Below are 22273 nucleotides of genomic sequence, written 5' to 3'. Positions count from 1 at the left end.
TGGCCGCAGGGCAGGGGCGCGCATCAGCTGGCTCCATACTGGCGCTGTGTCCAGCTGCGATAGCTGCGGCTGCTGACGCTGTGCACCCATTCGGCGTTATCGAGGTACCACTGCACGGTCTTGCGGATGCCGCTGGCGAAGCTTTCCGCCGGCTGCCAGCCCAGCTCACGCTGCAGCTTGCCGGCGTCTATGGCGTAGCGGCGGTCGTGGCCGGGGCGATCCGCCACGTGGCGAATCAGCGTGGCGTAGGGGGCAGCACCGGGGCGCAGCTCGTCCAGCAGCGCGCACAGCGTATGCACCAGCTGCAGATTGCTCAGCTCGGCATTGCCGCCGATGTTGTAGTGCTCGCCCGGCTGGCCGTGCGCCAGCACCGTGCGCAGCGCGGCGCAGTGGTCGGCTACGTACAGCCAGTCGCGCACCTGCTGGCCATCGCCATAGATCGGCAGCGGCTGGCCGGCCAGTGCATTGTGCAGCACCAGCGGGATGAGTTTTTCCGGGAACTGGTACGGGCCGTAGTTGTTGCTGCAGTGGGTGGTGAGCACCGGCAGGCCGTAGGTGTGATGCCAGGCGCGCACCAGGTGGTCCGCTGCCGCCTTGCTGGCGGCGTAGGGGCTGTTGGGCTGGTAGCGATGCTGTTCGCTGAAGCCGGCATCCCCCGGCGCCAGCGAGCCGTACACCTCGTCGGTGGACACCTGCAGCAGGCGGAACGCCGCTTGCTCGGCTGCCGGCAGCTGCTGCCAGTAGTCGCGCACCGCCTCCAGCAGCCGGAAGCTGCCGACGATATTGGTGGCGATGAACGCATCCGGGCCGTGAATGCTGCGGTCTACATGGCTTTCGGCGGCAAAATTCAGCACCGCGCGCGGGCGGTATTGCTGCAGCAGCTGGTGTAGCAGCGCGCTGTCGGCAATGTCGCCGCGCACAAACTGGTGGCGCGCATCACCAGCCAGCGACTGCAGGGTGAGCAGGTTGCCGGCGTAGGTCAGCTTGTCGAGGTTGACCACCGGTTCGTCGCAGCCGCCCAGCCAGTCCAGTACGAAGTTGCCGCCGATGAATCCGGCGCCGCCGGTTACCAGGATGGTCATGGCTTATTTGCCGATGCAGAAGCGCGAAAAGATCACGCCCAGCAGGTCGTCGGGGGTGAAGCGGCCGGTGATTTCCGACAGCGCGTTCTGCGCCATGCGCAGCTCCTCGGCGAAGATTTCCACCATTTGCCAGTCCTGCTCGGCCAGTGCCAGGTGGTCGGCGGCGCGGGCGATGGCGTCCAGGTGGCGTTCGCGCGCCAGGAACACGCCGGCGTCCTCGCCCTGGTAGCCGATCATCTCCAGCAGCAGCGCGCGCAGGTCGTCCACGCCGGCATGGGTGCGGGCGGACAGGCGCACTACCGGGTGGCCGTCTTCCTCGCTGCGGCCAACCTCGCCACCGGCCAGGTCCACCTTGTTGAACACGTGCACGCGCGGCAGGTTCGCCGGCAGTTTGCCGAGGATAGCCTGGGTGTCGGCGACGATACCTTCGCGGCTGTCGATCAGCACCAGCGCCAGGTCGGCGCGTTCCACCGCCTGCCAGGTGCGCTCGATGCCGATGCGCTCCACCACGTCGTCGGTGTCGCGCAGGCCGGCGGTGTCGATGATGTGTACCGGCACGCCGTCGATCACGATCTCCTCGCGCACGGTGTCACGGGTGGTGCCGGCGATGTCGGTGACGATGGCGATGTCGTCGCCGGCCAGCGCGTTCATCAGGCTGGATTTGCCGACGTTGGGCTGTCCCACCAGCACCACGTGCATGCCTTCGCGCAGCAGCGCGCCCTGGCGGGCGGTGCGCTGCACCGTCTGCAGCTGGGCGCGCAGATTCCGCAGCCGGCCTACCGCGTCGGCTTTCTGCAGGAAGTCGATGTCTTCCTCGGGGAAGTCCAGCGTGGCTTCCACCAGCATGCGCAGGTTGATCAGCTCGTCCACCAGTATGTGGATCTCGTGCGAGAACGCGCCTTTCAGCGATTTCAGCGCGCTCTTGGCGGCGCTTTCGCTGGCGGCGTCGATCAGGTCGGCCACGCTTTCTGCCTGCGCCAGATCCAGCTTGTCGTTGAGGAACGCGCGCTTGGTGAATTCGCCGGGTTCCGCGAGCCGCGCGCCCAGCTCCAGGCAGCGGCTGATCAGCATCTTCAGCACCACCGGCCCGCCGTGGCCCTGCAGCTCGATGACGTCCTCGCCGGTAAAGCTGTTGGGGCCGGGGAAGTACAGCAGCAGGCCGTTGTCGATGGCGCTGCCGTCAGCGGCGTAGAAGTCGGTGTAGGTGGCGTAGCGCGGCTTGGGTGTCTTGCCGCCGCTGATGGCCTGGGCGAACGGCAGCAGTTGCTGGCCGGAGATGCGTACTACGCCCACGCCGCCACGACCGGGGGCGGTAGCAACGGCGCAGATGGTGCTGGGGGTGTAGGCGAGATTCATGCTGTCTTTCTGCGTAAGGCCATCATGCAAACACACGCGATGCGCTTGCAGGATGGTCTTTTGTTGATACATCAAAAAGCCCGGCCATGTGGCCGGGCTTGGATTCTATCCCTTGCAAGGTTGGCCGCAGCTTAGGACTGCAGTGCCGCCTTGCGGGCGTTTTCGATCTGCTTGTTCACGTAGTACTGCTGGCTGATGGACAGCAGGTTGTTCACTACCCAGTACAGCACCAGGCCGGCCGGGAAGAAGAAGAACATTACCGAGAACGCTACCGGCATGATCTTCATCATCTTCGCCTGCATCGGGTCGGCCGGCGGCGGGTTGAGGAAGGTCTGCGCGAACATGCTCACTGCCATCAGTACCGGCAGGATGTAGTACGGGTCCGGGCGAGCCAGGTCGACGATGTACAGCCACGGAGCCTGACGCAGCTCGACGGAGGCCAGCAGCGCCCAGTACAGGCCGATGAACACCGGAATCTGGATCAGCATCGGCAGGCAGCCGCCCAGCGGATTCACCTTCTCGGTCTTGTACATCTCCATTACCGCCTGCTGGAACTTCATGCGGTCGTCGCCATGCTGTTGCTTCAGCGTTTCCAGACGCGGCGCCAGGGCTTTCATCTTGGCCATGGAGCGGTAGGAAGCGGCAGTCAGCGGGTAGAAGGCAGCCTTCACCAGCAGGGTCAGCAGCACGATCGCCCAGCCCCAGTTCTGCACCATGGCGTGCAGTTTGGTCAGCAGCCAGAACAGCGGCGAGGCGAAGATGTGCACCTTGCCGAAGTCCTTGGCGTAGGCCATGCCATCAGCAACCTTGGTGATGGTGTTGTACTCCTCCGGGCCGGCGTACAGCGGCACGGTGAAGGAGGCGGTCTTGCCGGCGGCTACCGGCGCGTGATTCACCATCACCGCGGCGGAGTAGTTGCCGTTGGACGGCTCCAGCTGGAAGGTACATGCCTGAGCATTGGCACATACGGCCTGGCCTTCATACGGCTTCAGCACCCAGGCGCTCATGAAGTAGTGCTGCACCATGCCCACCCAGCCATCGGCTGCGTTCTTGGTGTATTCAGCCTTGCCTTTGTCCAGGTCGGCAAAATCCACTTTCTGGAACGCGTTCTCGGCGGTGTATACCGCCGGGCCGGTAAAGGTGTGGGCAAAGCGGCCCTCGCCTTCCGGTGCCTTGCCGTCACGCAGCAGGCGGTAGTAGGCAGTGGTGGCGAGCGGTGCGGCAGAGCCGTTGGCAATGTCGTAGCGCACGTCGATCAGGTAGCTGCCCTTCTTGAAGATGTAGACCTTGCTTACCTTCACGCCGTTAGCGTCCGGTGCGGTCAGCTTCACTTCCAGCTGGTCGCCCTGCAGGGTGTAGCTGGCTTTTTCAGCGCTGAAGACAGTCTTGTGGGTGGGCAGAGCCGGGTTGCCGGCGGCAATCAGGCCGGTCTGGGCCACGTACATGCGGCCAGCCTTGTCGGTGAACAGCTCGAACGGCTTGCTGGCGTCTTCCGCGGCATTGTGCTTTTTCAGCAGCAGGCTGCGCAGGTCGCCACCATTGGTGTCGATCTCGGCGTGCAGCACGTCGGTATCCACCACTACGCGCTGGCCACGCGGCAGCTTGGTGCTGTCGGCTGCCGGAGTGGCAGTGGCGGCAGCGGCGGGTACGTCGGCATTACTGGCGGCGGCCGCGCTGGCTTGTTGTTGTACGGCGGGTTTGGCGGTGGGCTTCGGCGCGAAGTAGTTCTGCCACAGCAGCAGGATGCCGAAGGACAGCGCGATGAAGATGATCAGTCGTTTGGAGTCCATCTCACTTACCGGAAAGGTCAGGGAACCGGGTCATAACCGCTGCCGCCCCAGGGGTGGCAACGGCAAATCCGTCGTGTCGCAAGCAGGCCGCCTTTCAGCGCACCGTGTTTCCGCAGCGCCTCGATGGCATAGCTGGAGCAGGTGGGCTGATAGCGGCAGCGTGGCGCAAGCCACGGGCTGATGGCCAGCTGGTAAAACCGCACCAGCAGAATCAGGAGTCGCGACATCGCGCTAGTTTAGCAAACAGTGCGGCCAACGCTGCCATGGCGTCTGGATAATTGTCGCGGTGATAGGCCTGGCGGGAGCGCACCACGAAATCCACTGCTGGCAGTTCGTGACGATGCAGGCGGAACCACTCGCGAACCGTACGCTTGATGTAGTTGCGGCGGTTGGCGCGCTTGGCGGTCTTTTTGCCGACCACCAGCCCCAGGCGGGCATGGCTCAGGCCGTTGGGCCGGGCATACACCTGGAACAGCGTATTGCTGCGTGCGTTGCGCAAATGAAAAACGGATGAGAACTCATCCGTTTTCAAAAGCCGGTGCGCACGGCGAAAGGTGTGATCCAAGCGTTATACAGCCAGACGCTTGCGACCCTTGGCACGACGGGCGGCCAGAACGGCGCGACCACCGCGGGTCTTGGAGCGAACGAGGAAACCGTGGGTGCGCTTGCGGCGGGTATTGGACGGCTGGTAAGTACGTTTCATGATGATTTTCCTGTTTCGAAACGGAAATAAACGCGTGATTACACAGATAAAACCGGGTTTTGTCAACCTCGGCGCGGTTTGGCCGCTGCGGACTGTGGCAAGTCGACGGGAACAGTTGTTTGATTTATGCCAAGCCGATGCTGGCTGCCCGGCCAGCTGGTGCGTAAAAATAGCGCAGCGCTGTGGATAACTTGGGCCAAAACCCTTAGAATTGCGGCTTGCAGATTCCGCACTGCTGCCGAGCTGGTAACCGTGGCCCTAGCCGCGCGGTGAACCATGCCGGCCCCCCACGGCAGTACCCCGAATAACGTTGCCGCCTGTAGCTGGCAACTCTTCCCGCCGCAACCTGCATACCGTCTGCGGCGGGATTTTGTTTTTACGACTCATTAATGACCGAACCGGATCAATTCTGGCCTGCGTGCCTGACGCGGCTTGAGGAAGAACTCTCCTCGCAGCAATTCAACACCTGGATCCGCCCTCTGGCTGCCGAAGTGGCCGAGGAGGCGGTGGTGTTGTACGCGCCCAACCGCTTCATCCTGCAGTTCATCAAGGACCGCTTCCTGGCGCGTATCGAGGAACTGGCCATTGAAATGCTGGGCGAGCTGCCGGTAGAGCTGCGCATTGGCGCGCCCGCCGGCGCCACGCCGGCGCCGCTGGCTCCGCCCAAGGCTAGCGCACGGGCCGGTGCTGCTCCTGCGGCCAACGTGGCGGCAGTGGAAGTGGCGGCCGACAAGCCGGCCGCGCCCGCCGTGGCGGCCTCGGCCAAGCAGACGGCACTGAAGGCCATTGGCGGTGGTCACGAGAGCACCCGCCTGAACCCGGCGTTCACCTTCGACACCCTGGTTACCGGTAAAGGCAACCAGCTGGCGCGCGCCGCCGCGCTGCAGATTGCCGAGAACCCGGGCGATGCCGCCTACAACCCGCTGTTCGTCTACGGCGGAGTGGGCCTGGGTAAGACCCACTTGATCCAGGCCATCGGCAACCATGTGTATGCCAAGAACCCGCAGGCGCGCATCCGCTATATCCATGCCGAGCGCTACGTGGCCGACATCATGCGCGCCTACCAGCACAAGGCGTTTGACGAGTTCAAGCGCTACTACCACTCGCTGGACCTGCTGCTGATCGACGACATCCAGTTTTTTGCCGGCAAGAACCGCACCCAGGAAGAATTCTTCTACGCCTTCAATGCGCTGATCGAGGGTGGCAAGCAGGTGATCATGACCTGTGACAGCTACCCCAAGCAGATAGAAGGCATGGAAGAGCGCCTGATCTCGCGCTTCAGCTGGGGCCTGACCGTGGAAATCCAGCCGCCGGAGCTGGAAATGCGCGTGGCGATTCTGATGAAGAAGGCCGAGGCCGACAGCACCAAGCTGGATCACAACGTGGCGTTCTTCATTGCCCAGAACGTGCGCTCAAACGTGCGCGAACTGGAAGGCGCACTGAAGCGCGTGGTGGCCTATGCCCGCTTTACCAGCCAGCCCATCACCATGGAGCTGGTAAAGGAAGCGCTGAAGGACATCCTGGCCGCCGGCAACCGCCAGGTCACCATCGAGGCGATCCAGAAGACCGTGGCCGAGTACTACAAGATCAAGCTGTCGGACATGCACAGCAAGAAGCGCAGCCGCGACATTGCCCGCCCGCGCCAGGTGGCGATGGCGCTGGCCAAGGAGCTGACCTCGCTGAGCCTGCCCAATATCGGCGACGCCTTTGGCGGCCGCGACCACACTACCGTACTGCACGCCTGCAAGACCATTGCCGAGATGCGCGGTAGTGACGCTGACATAGCGCACGATTACGATACGCTGCTGGCCATGCTGCGTAACTGATACTGATAAACGAACCGTAACCCCGGGAGTCTGCACATGCTGATTCTGCAAGCCGAACGCGACGCGCTGCTCAAACCCCTGCTGGCTGTAACCGGCATTGTCGAGCGCCGCCATACCCTGCCGATCCTGTCCAACGTGCTGATCGAGAAAAAGGCCGATGCGGTGAGCTTTCTCGCCACCGACCTGGAAATCCAGATCACCACCGCGAGCCCGGAAGACATGGCAGGCGAGCCGTTCCGCCTCACTACCTCGGCCAAGAAACTGCAGGACATCCTGCGCGCCATTCCGGGCAACGCCACCGTTACCCTGGAACAGCAGGACGCCGGCCGCCTGACGCTGAAAGCCGGCAAGAGCCGTTTCAACCTGCAGACCCTGCCGGCCGACGACTTCCCGCTGCTCACCGTGGGCAGCGCCGCCGAGGCCAGCTTCCAGCTGAGCCAGCGCGACCTGAAGCGCCTGATTGCCCAGGTGCAGTACGCCATGGCCGTGCAGGACATCCGCTACTACCTGAACGGCCTGCTGCTGCAGACCGAAGGCAACCAGGTGCGCCTGGTGGCTACCGACGGCCACCGCCTGGCCTTTGCCTGCGCCGACATCGAAGCCACCCTGGCCAAGAGCGAAGTGATCCTGCCGCGCAAGACCATCCTGGAGCTGTACAAGCTGCTGCAGGATAGCGACGAGCAGATCAACATCGAGCTGCTGAGCAACCAGGTGCGCTTCAGCTTTGGCAGCACCGTGATCATCAGCAAGGTGGTGGACGGCAAGTTCCCCGACTACAACCGCGTGATTCCGCTGGATAACGAGAAGATCTTCCTGATCGAGCGCGTTACCTTCCTGCAGGCGCTGCAGCGTGCCGCCATTCTCGCCAACGAGAAATTCCGCGGTGTGCGCCTGGTGCTCAAGCCGGGTGCCATGTCCATCCTGTGTACCAACAGTGAGCAGGAAGAAGCCGAAGAAGAGCTGGAAATCGCCTTCCAGGGCGGCGAGCTGGAGATTGGTTTCAACATCAACTACCTGCTGGACGTGCTGACCAACCTGCCGGCCGACACCCTGCAGCTGGCGTTTGGCGACGGCACCCGCTCCGCGCTGGTAACCATCCCGGAAAACAGCAACTTCAAGTACATCGTGATGCCGATGCGCATCTGATGCGCGGGCAAGCGCGCAGGGCAAGCCTTGCGCGCACTGTTGCGGCCAACCTTGGCCGCAGACGGTAGGGCAGCATGCCCCGGACGAATCAAGACAAGAGTGGTTTTATGAGCGAACAGGAATACGGCGCAGACAGCATCAAGGTCCTTAAAGGGCTGGACGCAGTACGCAAGCGCCCCGGCATGTACATTGGCGATACCCAGGACGGCACCGGCTTGCACCACATGGTGTTCGAAGTGCTGGACAACGCCATTGACGAAGCACTGGCCGGCCACGCCGACACCATCAAGGTCATCATCCACCCGGACGAATCCATCTCGGTGGAAGACAACGGCCGTGGCATCCCTACCGACATCCACCCGGAAGAAGGCCGCTCGGCAGCCGAGGTCATCATGACCATCCTGCACGCCGGCGGTAAGTTCGACAGCAACAGCTACAAGATCTCCGGCGGCCTGCACGGCGTGGGCGTATCGGTGGTGAACGCGCTGTCCGACTGGCTCAAGCTCAAGATCTGGCGTAACGGCCAGGTGCACGAAATGGAGTTCCGCCGTGGCGAAGCCGTGGCCCCGCTCACCATGACCGGCCACACCAACCACCGCGGCACCCAGGTAACCTTCCGCGCCAGCGAAGAAACCTTCGGCAAGGTGGAATACCACTTCGACATCCTGGCCAAGCGCATCCGCGAACTATCGTTCCTGAACGACGGCGTGGCGATCACCCTGATCGACGAGCGCAGCGGCAAGGAAGAAAACTTCGCCTTCTCCGGCGGCGTGGCCGGCTTTGTCAGCTACATGAACCGCAACAAGAACCCGCTGCACCCCAAGGTGTTCTACGGTATCGGCGAAAAAGAAGGCATGACGGTGGAAGTGGCGATGCAGTGGAACGACTCCTACCAGGAGAACGTACAGTGCTTCACCAACAACATCCCGCAGCGTGACGGCGGCAGCCACCTCACCGCACTGCGCCAGGTGATGACCCGCACCCTGAACGCCTACATCGAAGAAAGCGAAGTCGCCAAAAAGGCCAAGGTGGACACCACCGGCGACGACATGCGCGAAGGCCTTACCTGCGTGCTGTCGGTAAAACTGCCGGACCCCAAGTTCAGCAGCCAGACCAAGGACAAGCTGGTATCCAGCGAAATCGGCCCGGTAGTGAACGAAGTGGTGAACGAGGCGCTGAAAAACTTCCTGCTGGAAAACCCCAACGAAGCCAAGATCATCACCGGCAAGATCGTGGAAGCCGCCCGCGCCCGCGAAGCCGCGCGCAAGGCCCGCGAAATCACCCGCCGCAAAGGCGTGATGGACGGCCTGGGCCTGCCCGGCAAACTGGCGGACTGCCAGGAAAAAGACCCGGCCATGTCCGAACTCTACCTGGTCGAGGGTGACTCCGCCGGCGGTTCCGCCAAACAGGGCCGCGACCGCAAGTTCCAGGCCATCCTGCCGCTGAAGGGCAAGATCCTCAACGTGGAACGCGCCCGCTTCGACAAGATGCTGCAAAGCCAGGAAGTGGCTACCCTGATCACCGCGCTGGGCTGCGGCATCGGCAAGGACGAATACAACCCGGACAAACTGCGCTACCACCGCATCATCATCATGACCGATGCCGACGTGGATGGCGCACACATCCGTACCCTGCTGCTCACCTTCTTCTACCGGCAGACCCCCGAGCTGGTGGAGCGCGGCCACATCTACATCGCCCAGCCGCCGCTGTACAAGGCCAAGCACGGCAAGCAGGAACGCTACCTGAAGGACGACTTCGAACTGAACCAGTACCTGCTGCAACTGGCGCTGGACAAGTCCGAACTGATTCCGGCCGAAGGCGAAGCCGCCCTGTCCGGTGACACCCTGGCCGAAATCGCCCGCCAGTACCTGCAGGCCCGCGCCGCCATCGACCGCGAAAGCCGTGTGGTGGACCCGCTGGTGCTGCACGCCCTGCTGAAGGTTGGCCGCATCGCGCTGGAAAGCGAAGCCCAGGCCAACGCCGCCAGCACCGCCCTGGCCGCGGTACTGCCGGAAGAGCTGATCAAGCTTGCCGTGCTGCGCGACGAAAAGAACGACGAATGGCTGATCAAGATCACCCGCAAACTGCACGGCAACGTGCAGGTAACCGTGCTGGACCAGGACTTCCTGGACACCGCCGATTACGAAGTGCTGGTGAAAACCGGTGACATGCTGCAAGGCCTGCTGCGCGAAGGCGCCAGCGTAAAACGCGGCGAAACCGTAAAGCCGGTAGCCGAGTTTGCCGACGCGCTGGACTGGCTGCTGGCCGAAGCTCGCAAGGGCCTCTCCATCCAGCGCTACAAGGGTCTGGGCGAGATGAACCCCGGCCAGCTGTGGGAAACCACCATGGACCCGACCGTGCGCCGCCTGCTGAAAGTGAAAATCGAAGACGCCATGGCCGCCGACGATGTATTCACCACCCTGATGGGCGACAACGTAGAACCACGCCGTGATTTCATCGAGAAGAACGCGTTGATTGCGCGGAATATTGATGTGTAATGTTGTAGGATCCCACGAATATCTAGATTTTTCCTACTTTTCTAGATTTTTGGGATTCTGCCAGCTGTACTCAGCTTAGCAAATGGCCTCCAAACTTGGAGGCCATTTTTCATTCCTAAGTGACCAATGGGACTTACCCTATAGTGGGCACGAGGCTACTTGTCGGCCAAAGCATGACGATCATGCACACGTGCTAAAATAACCATCATCGGCTAAGAGCAGAAGCCCTCCCAAAGCTGCTTTCTGCGAGGTCTGTGTATGTCAGAAGGTCTTGATGTTTGATGTCATTTGGGTGGCGGGGTGGCAATCATGCCCTGTTTCCCATAGATTTAAGAGTCGATAATGTAAGCACTGGCTCGTTTTTCCCCTAATTGCCGTGTGAGAGGCTAAGTTAATCATGCAGATTGAGCGCACAACTCTTATCCCCGGGACAGAACAAAGTCTTGGAGAAGGAAACAGCAAGCCATTCCGAGCTCAAGTCCGTTTATCAACGGGGGGAATCATAACCGTCATCTGCAAGCGACTTGAACAGCACAAGATAGCCGCAGAATGTTTCGCCGCGCTCGTATTACGGGGATGGGGCATTTCAACGCCAGCCCCCTGCCTTGTGCTTGCGGGGAATGAAGTTCTATATGGCTCTCAGGATGCGGCTTACCCTAATCTCAAGCAGCGGTTAGGTTGGAGTGACCATCTACCAGACCAATACAAAGAAAAGCTAATCGTAGCAGCTGCAACCTTGCTAGCCAGTTGGTCCCAAACTGGGGTCGTTGTCGCTGCAGATGAGGCGATTCACAATGTGGATCGTCACATTGGCCAGGTCTTATGGGATGGAGGTGAGCCTGTGTGGGTAGATCACGACCAATCTCTCGGGGTTGCTGACCTCCCTGACCGAAATAAGCTAGCTTTGCTGCTTAGTGCTTGTGGCTTACACAACCAAGTCCAGACTAGTGCAGTTTCACATGCCCTTACGTTATCTGATAACGGCCTACTTGAAGCGGCAGAGAGCGCTGCCGAAGCTGGCACTTACCAATTTGCTGAGTTTGTCGCCAATAGGCTTCCTGCTCTGGCATCGCGAGTAGTTGCCCGCTTTCCTCAACCGAATGACTTGTTTGCGGGGCTGCAATGAAAGCCACTATTTCCCCCCTATTTTGGGAGCCTGTTGCTGGCACAGGAGAACGGTTAACAGCCGCCGCCATTATCTCAATGGATAACGAAGCCACAGGGCACATTCTTATCAGAGATGATGTACTGAATGCCATGTATGGCGAAGCTGCTGGTAAGCTGAAAACTCTCTTCAGTACGGCCATAGAGACTTACTTACAACTTATGCCTCTTGCTGCCGTCGAACTACCCCCACTTATGGGGTTGACACCTGGAAGAACCATTGAGACCGATGTCAGAGACCGCAGTGAGGCTCTTCGCATTGCCGCTCTGATGTATTCGAGCTTGGCAAATTTGGATGCGTTAGATAGCGATAGTGAGGATCTAAGCTCCAACCAAGCGGAAGGAAACAAAAGGTTTGCAACTCAGGTCCGTGAACAGGTAGTGGCCCGACATCCTGAACTTGATACGTATTTTAATCGTATGGCCATTCTCCTGAATGGTGGAGAGCCAGTCCGTTTTGGTTTCTCGTCTCCGAAAGCAATCTTACATTTCGGCATGTTGCACCCAGTTCGGCAGCCTTCAAGTGTCCGTGACGCACGTGCAAAGCTATGGGAGCTTGCCCGTGCCAAAGATATTTCAGGGGTTACCCAGGCAGGGCTGATTATGGCTGTTCCCTCGGATACTGATCCAACGTTGGGAGATAAGCAACGCACCGCGCTGAAACGAAACCTAGATGAGATCGAGCGTGAGGCTGACAGCGTGTCAATGAGGCTGTGGCCAGCCTCTAGCACTGCGGCGGCGGCAGACAAGCTATGTGAGTTAGTGATTTGAAACAATCATAGGGCAGGATTGCCTACAAGAGTCGGGGCAGCCTATGACGCTGGTTAGTGAGACTGCACGCGCAGAGGTAGATGACATGGGGAAAAAATCTCGAGAGAAACGTGAGCGCAGACTTGCACGAAGAGAAGGCGATCCAGACTTTCTACTGCGTGAAATGCTTAAATTTCGAGAGCTATCCACTGATAAGGCGGACCAGGAAACCCGGTTTCAAAAGCATCTTGAGGCTATACGCGCGTTGCTCAGCCAATATGAGCGCGTCGACGCCGCGATTGCTTTGAGTGTCTCCGAGCTATGGCCAGCAAACACTGGTAGCCCTATCAAGCACATTTTCGCGTGGGGTGTTTTGCTAAGCCTTCCGAACGATGGCCAAAGCGGGATGCCCATCACTAGCTACGCAGACTTCAAGGCGTTTTCGGAGGCTCTGTACGCAGTATGGCCCGAGTTCCCAATGCTCGAGGACTTCTCTCCCGAGGCCGACTGGGGGCAAATTAGGGTACGTCTTGGTCGGGACTTTGTGCCAATGTTCTACGGCAGTTGCATTGAGCGTACGCCCGACTTCGTAGAAGCGTTCCGCATCACTTACGCTCATATTCCCGAGGCCCTTGCCCAAATGGACCTCGCCGTTGCGTTGCAAGCGCGGATCATTGAGGCGATACCCAGCCTATGGACTTCTCTCGGGGAAGAGCCACAACGTGCTCACGTCGAGGTGCCCCCCGAAGACTTCTGGCAGGTCTGTAGATCAACGCTTTTACAGGTCGGAACCAATATTGCTAACTGGCGGGACAATGCGGGAGGTAGCCTCGAGACTCACTTTGGCGCTTTCAAGGGACCTTTGACATGGAGTGGCTTCGGTGATGCCGTAATGCAAGGGGTAGCTCTTCCCTTCTTGGCCGTTGAAAGCGACGGCACTTGGGTGCCGATGTCAGTTCGCAGTGCTCCGGGAGTCGTCGTGGACCATTGGGCAAACAAAGAACTGGCCGGAGTCAGCGCTCATACTCATAGAAGGCTTGCGTGGTTCGTCGCTGAGCGCTTCCGAGATACGGCCATGGGTCCTCTGATGCTCATCGTCGGTGATACAGTCTGTGAAGATCTCCCAATCAGCTGTGTTATTTCGGCCGACTCTGGTGTCTACCTCATTTGCGCATGTGATCACACAGCGAATGAGCGGCTTTCAAGTGCCGCGAAAAGCATCTACACCAACATGAGGCATGGCATGCCCATCCACTTTCGTCTCGCAGATGGGCGAGTATTCATGTTGTCCAAGGATGGGGATACTGGGCTAAGCGCCGACGAGCTTCGAATCATCATTGTGGTCACCCAGGCGGGCACGGCGTTCGGCTCCATAGTGGTGCCCGAGAGGCCTGCGCACCTGCTACCGCTGGCGGACTTCATCACCATCTTCGACAGTCTGAATGACCTCGACGAATTGGAAAATTACTGGAAATTCGTTGACTCTCATAGACGCTCTCTTAGCCCCTTCTCGACCGGCCCTGTGGACCTATTTGCTTCATTTAAGGACACACACGGTGTACTTGTTGAAGGGGCGGTTTTCCCCACTTTTATCGGATTGGACCCTCACTGGGGCACATCTTGGCGATTCAAGGCACTTGCTGACTTTTGGTCGCGCGCACCAAGCGTATTTCCAGATGGTTCTGCTGGCTGGCGGCTGACCCATGGAACAGAAGGCGTCGTTGAGCTCCAGTCGCGTCATCACAAAGCAGTCGCGTACTCAACATCAGTTGGCACCTGTACCGTTCAAACCTTGGTGGAAATCTCTGAAGATCTGCGGATCAAGGATGCTCACATGGTCGATCTCTTCGCCCAACTCCTTGCGGACTGCACCTACCGCTGCCGCGAGCAACTGTCGGACATCCTTCTGTTTCGACAACCACATGTTCTTTTCACTTGCGATCCTGACCCCTCCAGCACCATTGGTGATGAGGATACTCCCAAGCCAATTGAGGACATTGCGCGGGCTGTGACTTCAGCGAAAGTGGATGCTGTTCGCAAAGGCTTATTTCATCTGCGGGTTGACGTCCACGCAGTGCTCGCAGGACTAAACGCAGCCAAGGATGGATCGTTTGAAGTTCGTTGCTTGCTGGAGACGCTCGAAAGGTGTCACGCTGCATGTGGATTGGAGTTGCCCAACGGCATTGAAGACCGGCTTCGCGGCAGAGCGTCAGAGCCGGCTCGTTACCACCTAAGGGTCAGTGACCGAAACGTGGATGTCCCTGACTACGTGGAACCTGTCATCCCCTCGCCTGCCGATTACAAGTCTGCACGCAAACACTTGGCTACGGAAATAATGGAGCTCGGTCTGACTCCAGGACGATATGAGCTGTCAGATGCCAAGGCCAGGATTGATCCTGCCGGCGCCCGTTTGCGTCATCACATCGAGAATCGGCTGTCATCGCTCGACAGGCATCAACTTCTGCGAGCATTCATTGAGCAGCACGATGCTCTTCTTGTGGCCGAGAGAATGAAGATTCAACGGGCCCGTCAAAGCCTCGCTCATGATGTGGACTACGACAGGTTAGATGCCGTTGAACAAGCTCGCAAAGATTTCGGTTCCACAGCTCGTCACTATCGATACCTACTGGAAAAAACAGTTAGCTCACCAGTGACCGGTAACGGGGAAGTAACTGATGACGTACTGCGCGAGTTGGTTGGCCTGGTTGATTGGTTCATGGTGCTTACCGGAGCTAGCGACATCCTTCATAACGGCATAGACGTTGGTGGCGTTGTGATCGACGATTCGTACATTCCAGATGTTTTCTACTCGACCGGATCCGACGATCGCGAGGCCGAATTCGCACGCGAGTATGCGAAGTCACGGCTGGGACTTGGAGCAAACAGCGAAGATACTGTAGAAGGCGAGTCGGAAGATTTACTGATCTCAGAGAAGCTCAAGAGTGCTTTCGTAGCCGACCTAGGATTTGACCTGCAGAGTCTAATCACCGCTCTCGCAGTCCTGTCACAAGCTCAAAGGTACGGTTTTGGCGATGAGCTCTCGCTATCGTATGCCGCCGCTCCAAGCCGTGTTGCAAAAGGACTGGCCGACAACATTGAGGGACTTGATCTTGCTGAGGCAGAAAGGATTGTGGCGTTCCTCACGCTTTCAGAGGCTGGTATTCGCAGACTCTCAGGAAGGGATGTCGATGAGGCCGATGTCCCGTACTGGGAGCACAGCAAGCGAATCCATCGATACACGATCAGACCGCTCGTTGTAGATGGAGCCGATTTGCGTTGGGGTGCAGAAACTGCTAGCCGGTCAATGTACATCTGGATGTCTTCAGTGCGGGATGGCTATCTCCCGGCAGACTTCAAGTGGCCCCATGTTGAACCAGTAGTTCGACAGGTCAAAGAGAGCATCGAGAGTCGGCTAGAGATTCGTACCGAGGAGATATTCCGTCGGCACACTCCATTCGTTCTGCGAGGCATCGATTTCTTCAGGAGGTTCCGCAGTGAGGGGTTCGAGGACGTTGGTGACTTCGACGTCTTCGCTTACTGGCCAGATGCAAACCTGCTCGTGACGGTGGAGTGCAAGTACAACCAGCCACCCTACACGGTGAAAGATGGTCGTCGACTTCGTGACCGGATATTCGGCAAAGCGGAGGACGATAAGGCCGGGCAGTTCAGTAGAATCCTCCGCCGAAGGCAGTTTCTCGAGAAAAACCGTTTAAGGATGCTTGAGCTGCTGAAGTGGCCGCAATCAGAAGCCAACCCCTTCAGGCATATGGAGCTCTACGTGAGCCGTGACGTGTACTACTGGATGGTTCATCCGCCGTACCCTGTTCCGACCAAGTTCGTGCGAGTGGACGCACTGGACACCTGGATCAAGACCGAGCTCATCACATCTCGCGACTATGTCTGAGAACATCAAGAACACAGCAATCACTGCGGCTGGCTACATTTACCAAAATCGGCAGGGCCTCAAGGTTCTATGCGATTGGCTCGACGCGCCGGTTCGTTACAGCCGGGTGAAGTTTGAGTGCGACGACGAGACCATAGCGCCGACGGGACTGGATGACATCGTCGTCGAGCGAAGTGATGGCTTTGTAGACCTCCAGCAGGTCAAGTTCACCCCGGACCCTGAAATGCACCTGCTCTCTTGGGAGTGGATGCTCGAGAAGACCGGCAAAACGGCGCGGTCGAGGTCGATGCTTCGCAAGTGGTACGACGCTTTCAAGAAGCTCGATCCAGCTCGCATTGGCGAGCTCTCGCTCACAACAAACCGTCGGCCGGATGCCGCCATCGAGGCCTGTCTGGATGCCGGCAAGATTTCCTTCGCCAAGATCCCTGAGTCGAAGCGCTCGGAGGTTATTGCTGAGCTTGGCAGCGCAGAAGAGTGCGAGGGGTTCTTCAATCAGCTGCGCATTCGGCACAGCGACAAGGGATACGTCGTGCTGGAGCATGAAGTCGCTGCGCGTCTACGGCTGCATGGCACCCCTGAAGGCATCGCGAATCTCCAGATCGTGGCCCTGAACTGGGCGACGCAGAAGAACTTCCCGGCTCCGGACGGCTGGATCACTCTCACAGAGGTTCGTGCCATCCTCCAGGCGTCGCCGCCGGCACCGCTGCCGGAGGACTTCGTTGTGCCCAAGGGCTATGAGGTACCAGACGAGACGTTCCATCGGGAGTTTATGCGGGACGCCATTGCCGCTGCTGGGAAGGTGCTCGTGCTCACAGGGCCACCAGGCCGCGGGAAGAGCACCTACCTGAGCGCACTGTGCGACACGCTCGCGGAGCAAAGTATCCCGACGGTTCGCCATCACTATTTCCTCTCGACAACGGAGCGGGGGCGGGACCGTGTGCACAGCCATGTGGTTGAGCAGTCCATCAGGGCGCAAGTCGAGCAGTTTCATCCGGACGTCCCGAGGGTACCAGAGGGCCTGCGCTCGCTCCTGGAGGCCTGCGCTGCCCACTACAAGGCGCTCGGTAAGCCCTTCGTGTTCGTCCTGGACGGCTTGGATCACGTCTGGCGCACCAACGCCGAGGACAAGCTACCGCTGGACGACCTGTTCTCCCAGGTGGTGCCGTGCCCGGACAACATGGTGCTGCTCGTGGGAACCCAACCCGTGGATGACGCCCAACTGCCGGCGGACTTGCTCGTTTCGGCCCCAAAGGCCGAATGGCGAACTCTGCCGGCGATGTCTGGGGATGCAGTCCTGTCTTACCTGCGCAAAGCGGTTCAAGAGGGGAGGCTCTCGACTGGCTTCGAGGGCGAGAAACATGCCGAGGATCAACTGCAGGCCGCCGCAGCTGAGCTTCGTGCAAGGACCAATGGCCATCCTCTTCACATCATCTATGCGACCGCCGAGCTGGAGCATACTGGCCGCAATCTGTCCAAGTGGGACGTCGAGCAACTCAAGGGCGATCTGAGCCAAGATGCAAAGTTCTACTACGCGTCCCTGTGGGAGAGGCTTCCTCCAAGCTTGAAGGACACGCTGCGACTCGTTTGCGCCTTCCCGTTCTTCTGGCCGCGGACGGCGTTTGCCGAGATCGCCGCTGCGGTCAAGTTGGCAGTGCCTGAGGTCGAGAAGGTCGAGCATTTGCTTCACTCGTCGGTGGCAGGGCTGAAGGTTTTCCACGAGAGCTTGGCGGTTTACGTGCGCTCGACGGATGACTACGCAGACCGCATCAAGGCGCTGATGCCCTATGTCGCGAACTGGCTGGAGACATTAGCACCCACGTCCCTGCGCGTGAACTGGCTCTGGTCGGTCCAGGCCAAGCTAGGAGATCCCAAAAATCTCATCACGGGACTAACACGCGACTGGGTCATGCTGCGCCTGGAAGAGGGGTATCCGGAGTCGCTGTTTGATACCTTACTCACTGATGCCCTAGTTGCAGCGCTGGACACGAGGGAGTTCGCTGAAGCCTATCGCTTGGGGCACCTCAAGGCCCGGATAGTCGGTGGTAGCCGGTTCCAGATGCAGGACGACGACATGGCTAGGCTCGTCTCTTTCACATTGACGCTGGCAGAGGAAGAGAGCGTCGTTCGCGAGGCCGTCGCCTCAAGGCACGAGGCAGACATCCTGCAGGTTGCGGCGCTTGGACTTGCCTTGCATGCTCGGGGTGACCAGGTTCTGGCCGAAACGTGCGGTGAAGAAGCGCTTCGCCGGTACCGCGGCCTGAGCCGTTTCTCCAGCAGGTATGCGTCTAGCAATGGCTCTGACGACCTCAAGTTCTTGGCTGGTGCTTTTGCGCGACTTGGCGCCATCGGTGCCACTCCCGAGAGGCTCGCGCATTTGGTAGCCCGGAACAACCCGGATGTATGGCTACCTCGAGTCAGGATTCTGGTTGAAGAGGGCAAGCTGGACGACCTGATGACGCTCGTAGCTTTGCTGGCCGACGGCGAGAACAAGAACATTATCAGTGATGCGTGTATCCGCGCGGCAGCGAAATCCGGAGTATGCATTGCCGAGCGAGATGACTTCAACGTACTTGCGCGGACTCCCTTCGTTGCAGCTATGGAGGCGATGTACACGCGTGCCTCGAAGTCACTGAGCGCACCGATCCCGGTGGAGTGGCTGAAAGGCGACTACTACGAACGCAAGACGGATCTGGCGACGCTCGCGCACCACTGGTTTTTCAGTACTGTGCATCTAGGCCTTTGCATGGCTGCGGAAGGCCAGACCGACTTCGAGTACGTACGAGCCCCTGACTACGAAGACAGAGAGAACATTACCGAGTTTCTCAATGCTCTTTCTGGTGTCGCCGCACAGATTGCTCTCCATTGGTGGCGCGGCGAGTTCGTGGACTTCCACGAGCTCTTCGGGCTTCTAGCCTCAGTGGAGTTCCAGCATTTCAGACAAAGCTACGACTGGAGCTCGGCAGCTGAAGACTTCAGGAACGGGTTACATCGCATCGCGTGCGACATCCACATTGGTAGCGTCCTACAGGGCAACTTCGACGATGTAGCACTGACGGAGGAGACCATGGAAGCGGCCGGCAAGTGCGCCTGGTTCGACAGCGTGTCCTTTCGCACCCAGTACGCAGCGGGGTACTTGACGCGGATGGCCGATGGAGCCGCTGCGGCATTCGTGCAGTCTCAGCGGGTACTGCTTGATGCTGAAGTTCGGCAGGAGACCAGCGTGCACCTTCAGACGCCGCTGCAACTCTGCGCGATAGCGTTAGCGCACGGACAGACCCTAGAGGCTCGGGAGCTTTGCAGGCAAACCTGGGAGCTGACGACCGGCTATGCGCATCGCAAAGATCCGACACTGAACAACACGGTGGACGCTATCGGCTACCTGGTTGACGTCGCGCCAGACGAGGCCCGCCGGCTACTGGGCCAGGTCGCGCCCCAAGTCCATCAAGTCCTCCAATACACCGATGGCAGAGGAACAAAGCATGTTCTGGCTGCGGCTGATGAGCTGCTGGCGAAGTTGAGACCTTCAGCGCTGGTGGTCAAGTACGAGGAGCACACGCATGTTGGCGACTGGTCACTCGCTGAGAACAGCCTGCGCGCCTACGTGGAGCAGGCGGTGAAGGACAATTGGCCGCTGGACGCGTTGATGCGCTCGGGTTTGCATCCCGAGATTTGTGAAGTGCTTCAGCGACTGGCACAAGATGGCAGCGCGAGTGCTGCGGATCGGCTTCGTGTTCTTCAGGAGCACAATGGATGGGGCGTAGGCGTGTTACAGAGGCAGGAGCATGCAGGGAGCAGCATTGAGAGCAAGCCCTATGATGGCGATGTCACAGCCTTCAAACCTGAACAACTCCACGACTTACTTGAGAGTCTGTCTGCAAGTTACAAAGAGCAGACCAAGCTCCTTCGCACTTGGTATCAGCACTGGGCCATGAAGGGGCAGGGGAAGCGATTGCTCGACGCACTCGACGGACTATTGCTATCCAAGGAGGGAAGGCAAAAGGATGTCCTGTTCTTGTATGACCTCGCTTTCCAAACGAGGCGTAAGCTGAGCGGAGTAAATGCGGCTTGGAAATACCTTGTCCATGCGCAGATTCAAAGCGGCGCGTGGACTGGGTTCGCGGAGAGCGACAAGAAGACCCGGGATAGGCTCGACTTAGTAGCGCAATACTACCCGCGTCGCTGCGACGAGTTCGTGGCCGAGACTACCTACGGTATGTTTGGCAACCCTGAGCCACCACGCATTGCCCCCACGGAGTTGATGGTCTATTTCTATGCGCGACAGGGACGCATTGTTGAGGCCGTGGGGTTCGCAGAGACCATGGTTAATTGTGTCATCGAGGACACCCGCACCCTGCCGCTAGAGCAGCCGCGTTGGGCGGCTGAACTGGCCTCTCCCTCTGTGTCGGAGGCTTGATGGACGAGCTTCGCATCCTCATCGCCCGCCTCGGATGGCCTTCCATATCCGCAAGGTGGTGGACTATGCAGGAGCTGGCAGCTCGCCTGAGCGAGCCAGCAATGAAGGACAGAACGGAGACCGCCTTACTTCAGTTCTTGCGCTCTCGAAAGCTGGAGGCCGAGGTGGTTGAAGTGCTATGCATCTTCTGGATGGCGGCACGGGGACACGGCTACTCGCCCGTCGAGCTAGCAGGCAGCATCCCGAAGCCGTCACTGCTTTCCGATCTGTTTTTGGACGACCTTGGACTATTGACTCAGGACAGCTACGCGGGCTTAAAAGAAGCCCCCGAGGACTTCGAGATCCCCGCAGATTTCAACGGCGTTCAAGGTGTGGACCTGCCTAGGATGTTCCGCACAACCTTGAGCAGACTCGAGGTCTGCACGGGACTCCCGTTCGTCCGGCAGATGGCCTATGAGTGGACGGAGAACCGGGCTGCCTATCCGGACGCGCCATATCAAGGCGACCCCTGGCACTTCATGCGACCGCTGGGCGATGGCTTCAGCGGCCAGCTCTCCGCGCGCCCCGCCCTTCGGGCCATCTCAGCCTACCTTCGCACACTGGCAGTTGCAGAGCAGTTCTGGGGCATGCCACCGGAGCTGGCGGATAAGAAGGCACTCTTGGCGCTTCCTGTCCATCCGACTTTGGCCATGCTCAGGCCAAAGCGTCCCGAGTGGTTTCCGGGTCGGGCAGACTTTGACGGCGATGCCGTAGCGGTCGAAACCGCATTTCGGGTCCTGCTTGACCGTGTAAAGGCGGCGCAGCCAGACGGAGAGCTGATTGCGTTCAACTCGCCAGTCGCGATGTCGATGGAACGGTGTGTGGAGGTTTCCCTAGTGCGTTGGTCGCAGGCCGGTAGCAGCCCGATTGACGATGCGGGCCTGATTGCACATCTCAAAGCCTTCTGGAGCCGCGGGCAGATGCTCCCCAGTACAGGCCCAGAGCCACTCAGCACCACGACCCTTTTGGCCCCACCACCTCTTGAACGACTGCTGGAGGTGAAGAGTAAGGCTTGGCCGTTGGCCGGAGCGCTGGACTTCGACCGCTTGGGTTATCTGCAGCTCGACCTCTATCCATCGCGTATCTTTCTGCCAACGCTGCCAGGTGTCGATGAGATCGCGGTCACCCCTCGAGATGGGCAGCTTGAGGTCAAGGTAGAGGATCAGGTTGTAGCTGACTTTTGCTACTGGAACGCTGGCTGGGGACCGGCCCGCCCAAGGCAGTTGAGCGGAAATTGCGGTACGGCTCTCATCTCTCGCAGTACCGCGTACCGCGAGAGCGCTGGGTCCGTGTCTGCGCCGCTCCGCGCCTTCTATCTTTGGCAGGTACGTACGCTGAACCGAGTTAACTCATTTGGCGAGTTTAGCGAAGAAATTGCGATGGGTACCTTGTTCGTTTAGCTGCCTACTTGGATGTAGAACTCATAATCGAATCCACTTCAGTGTCTCATTCATTAGGCGCGGTTTCCGCACTCTCTTATACACCGGATGGTCGCAAATACTGTCTCCATGCAGACTCGTAGTTGTTTAATGTTGTTGAGCCGAACCCCATAGGCAAAGGTAAAGGTATGTTCGGTCTAAAATATTGTATGGACATAACAA

The 22273-nt window shown here is 59.4% G+C and carries 14 protein-coding genes; 8 read left to right on the top strand and 6 right to left on the bottom strand.

The genetic code is table 11. From position 1 onward, the window contains the following. Positions 1-23: 23 nt before the first annotated feature. From rfbB to rpmH, 6 genes are all read right to left on the bottom strand, one after another. Positions 24-1082, bottom strand: coding sequence for a dTDP-glucose 4,6-dehydratase (rfbB, locus tag ACFOKJ_RS11425; protein WP_390279642.1), 1059 nt, complete (start codon positions 1080-1082; stop codon positions 24-26). A gap of 3 nt (positions 1083-1085) precedes the next feature. After that, complete coding sequence (gene mnmE / locus ACFOKJ_RS11420; protein WP_390279640.1) at positions 1086-2438, bottom strand: tRNA uridine-5-carboxymethylaminomethyl(34) synthesis GTPase MnmE; 1353 nt, start codon at positions 2436-2438, stop codon at positions 1086-1088. Positions 2439-2569: 131 nt separating this feature from the next. Then, complete coding sequence (gene yidC / locus ACFOKJ_RS11415) at positions 2570-4228, bottom strand: membrane protein insertase YidC (protein ID WP_390279638.1); 1659 nt, start codon at positions 4226-4228, stop codon at positions 2570-2572. A gap of 17 nt (positions 4229-4245) precedes the next feature. Continuing rightward, entirely contained in the window at positions 4246-4455 is a 210-nt protein-coding gene (gene yidD, locus ACFOKJ_RS11410; RefSeq protein WP_174875018.1) for a membrane protein insertion efficiency factor YidD, read from the bottom strand. Further along, positions 4440-4793, bottom strand: a complete 354-nt coding sequence (gene rnpA / locus ACFOKJ_RS11405) for a ribonuclease P protein component (RefSeq protein ID WP_390279635.1) — start codon at positions 4791-4793, stop codon at positions 4440-4442. The genes yidD and rnpA overlap by 16 nt, the downstream gene beginning before the upstream one ends. 3 nt (positions 4794-4796) lie before the next feature. Then, positions 4797-4931 carry a 50S ribosomal protein L34 gene (rpmH, locus tag ACFOKJ_RS11400; protein WP_088965802.1) on the bottom strand — a complete coding sequence of 45 codons (135 nt, stop codon included), beginning with the start codon at positions 4929-4931 and terminating at the stop codon, positions 4797-4799. 389 nt (positions 4932-5320) lie between these two features. Between rpmH and dnaA the strand changes: the two genes are divergently transcribed. The 8 genes from dnaA to ACFOKJ_RS11360 all read left to right on the top strand — a co-directional run bounded on the left by dnaA (position 5321) and on the right by ACFOKJ_RS11360 (position 22072). Then, positions 5321-6757, top strand: a complete 1437-nt coding sequence (gene dnaA, locus ACFOKJ_RS11395) for a chromosomal replication initiator protein DnaA (RefSeq protein WP_390279634.1) — start codon at positions 5321-5323, stop codon at positions 6755-6757. 36 nt (positions 6758-6793) lie between these two features. Continuing rightward, a complete protein-coding gene (gene dnaN, locus ACFOKJ_RS11390; protein WP_390279632.1) occupies positions 6794-7903 on the top strand; it encodes a DNA polymerase III subunit beta in 1110 nt (369 codons plus the stop codon). A gap of 107 nt (positions 7904-8010) precedes the next feature. After that, on the top strand, positions 8011-10401 hold the full coding sequence (gyrB, locus tag ACFOKJ_RS11385) for a DNA topoisomerase (ATP-hydrolyzing) subunit B (protein ID WP_390279630.1): 2391 nt from the start codon (positions 8011-8013) through the stop codon (positions 10399-10401). 397 nt (positions 10402-10798) lie between these two features. Continuing rightward, entirely contained in the window at positions 10799-11527 is a 729-nt protein-coding gene (locus tag ACFOKJ_RS11380; protein ID WP_390279628.1) for a hypothetical protein, read from the top strand. Next, positions 11524-12336 carry a hypothetical protein gene (locus ACFOKJ_RS11375; protein ID WP_390279627.1) on the top strand — a complete coding sequence of 271 codons (813 nt, stop codon included), beginning with the start codon at positions 11524-11526 and terminating at the stop codon, positions 12334-12336. Before ACFOKJ_RS11380 ends, ACFOKJ_RS11375 begins: the two co-directional genes overlap by 4 nt. A gap of 43 nt (positions 12337-12379) precedes the next feature. Continuing rightward, a complete protein-coding gene (locus ACFOKJ_RS11370) occupies positions 12380-16219 on the top strand; it encodes a hypothetical protein (protein WP_390279625.1) in 3840 nt (1279 codons plus the stop codon). Next, on the top strand, positions 16212-20633 hold the full coding sequence (locus ACFOKJ_RS11365) for an ATP-binding protein (protein WP_390279623.1): 4422 nt from the start codon (positions 16212-16214) through the stop codon (positions 20631-20633). The genes ACFOKJ_RS11370 and ACFOKJ_RS11365 overlap by 8 nt, the downstream gene beginning before the upstream one ends. After that, positions 20633-22072: a hypothetical protein gene (locus tag ACFOKJ_RS11360; protein ID WP_390279621.1), complete on the top strand. Its 1440-nt coding sequence runs from the start codon at positions 20633-20635 to the stop codon at positions 22070-22072. Before ACFOKJ_RS11365 ends, ACFOKJ_RS11360 begins: the two co-directional genes overlap by 1 nt. Positions 22073-22273 lie beyond the last annotated feature (201 nt).

Source organism: Vogesella amnigena (genome assembly GCF_042648905.1).
GTDB classification, from domain to species: Bacteria; Pseudomonadota; Gammaproteobacteria; order Burkholderiales; family Chromobacteriaceae; genus Vogesella; species Vogesella amnigena.
This window is presented reverse-complemented; position numbering and strand designations above follow the sequence as displayed.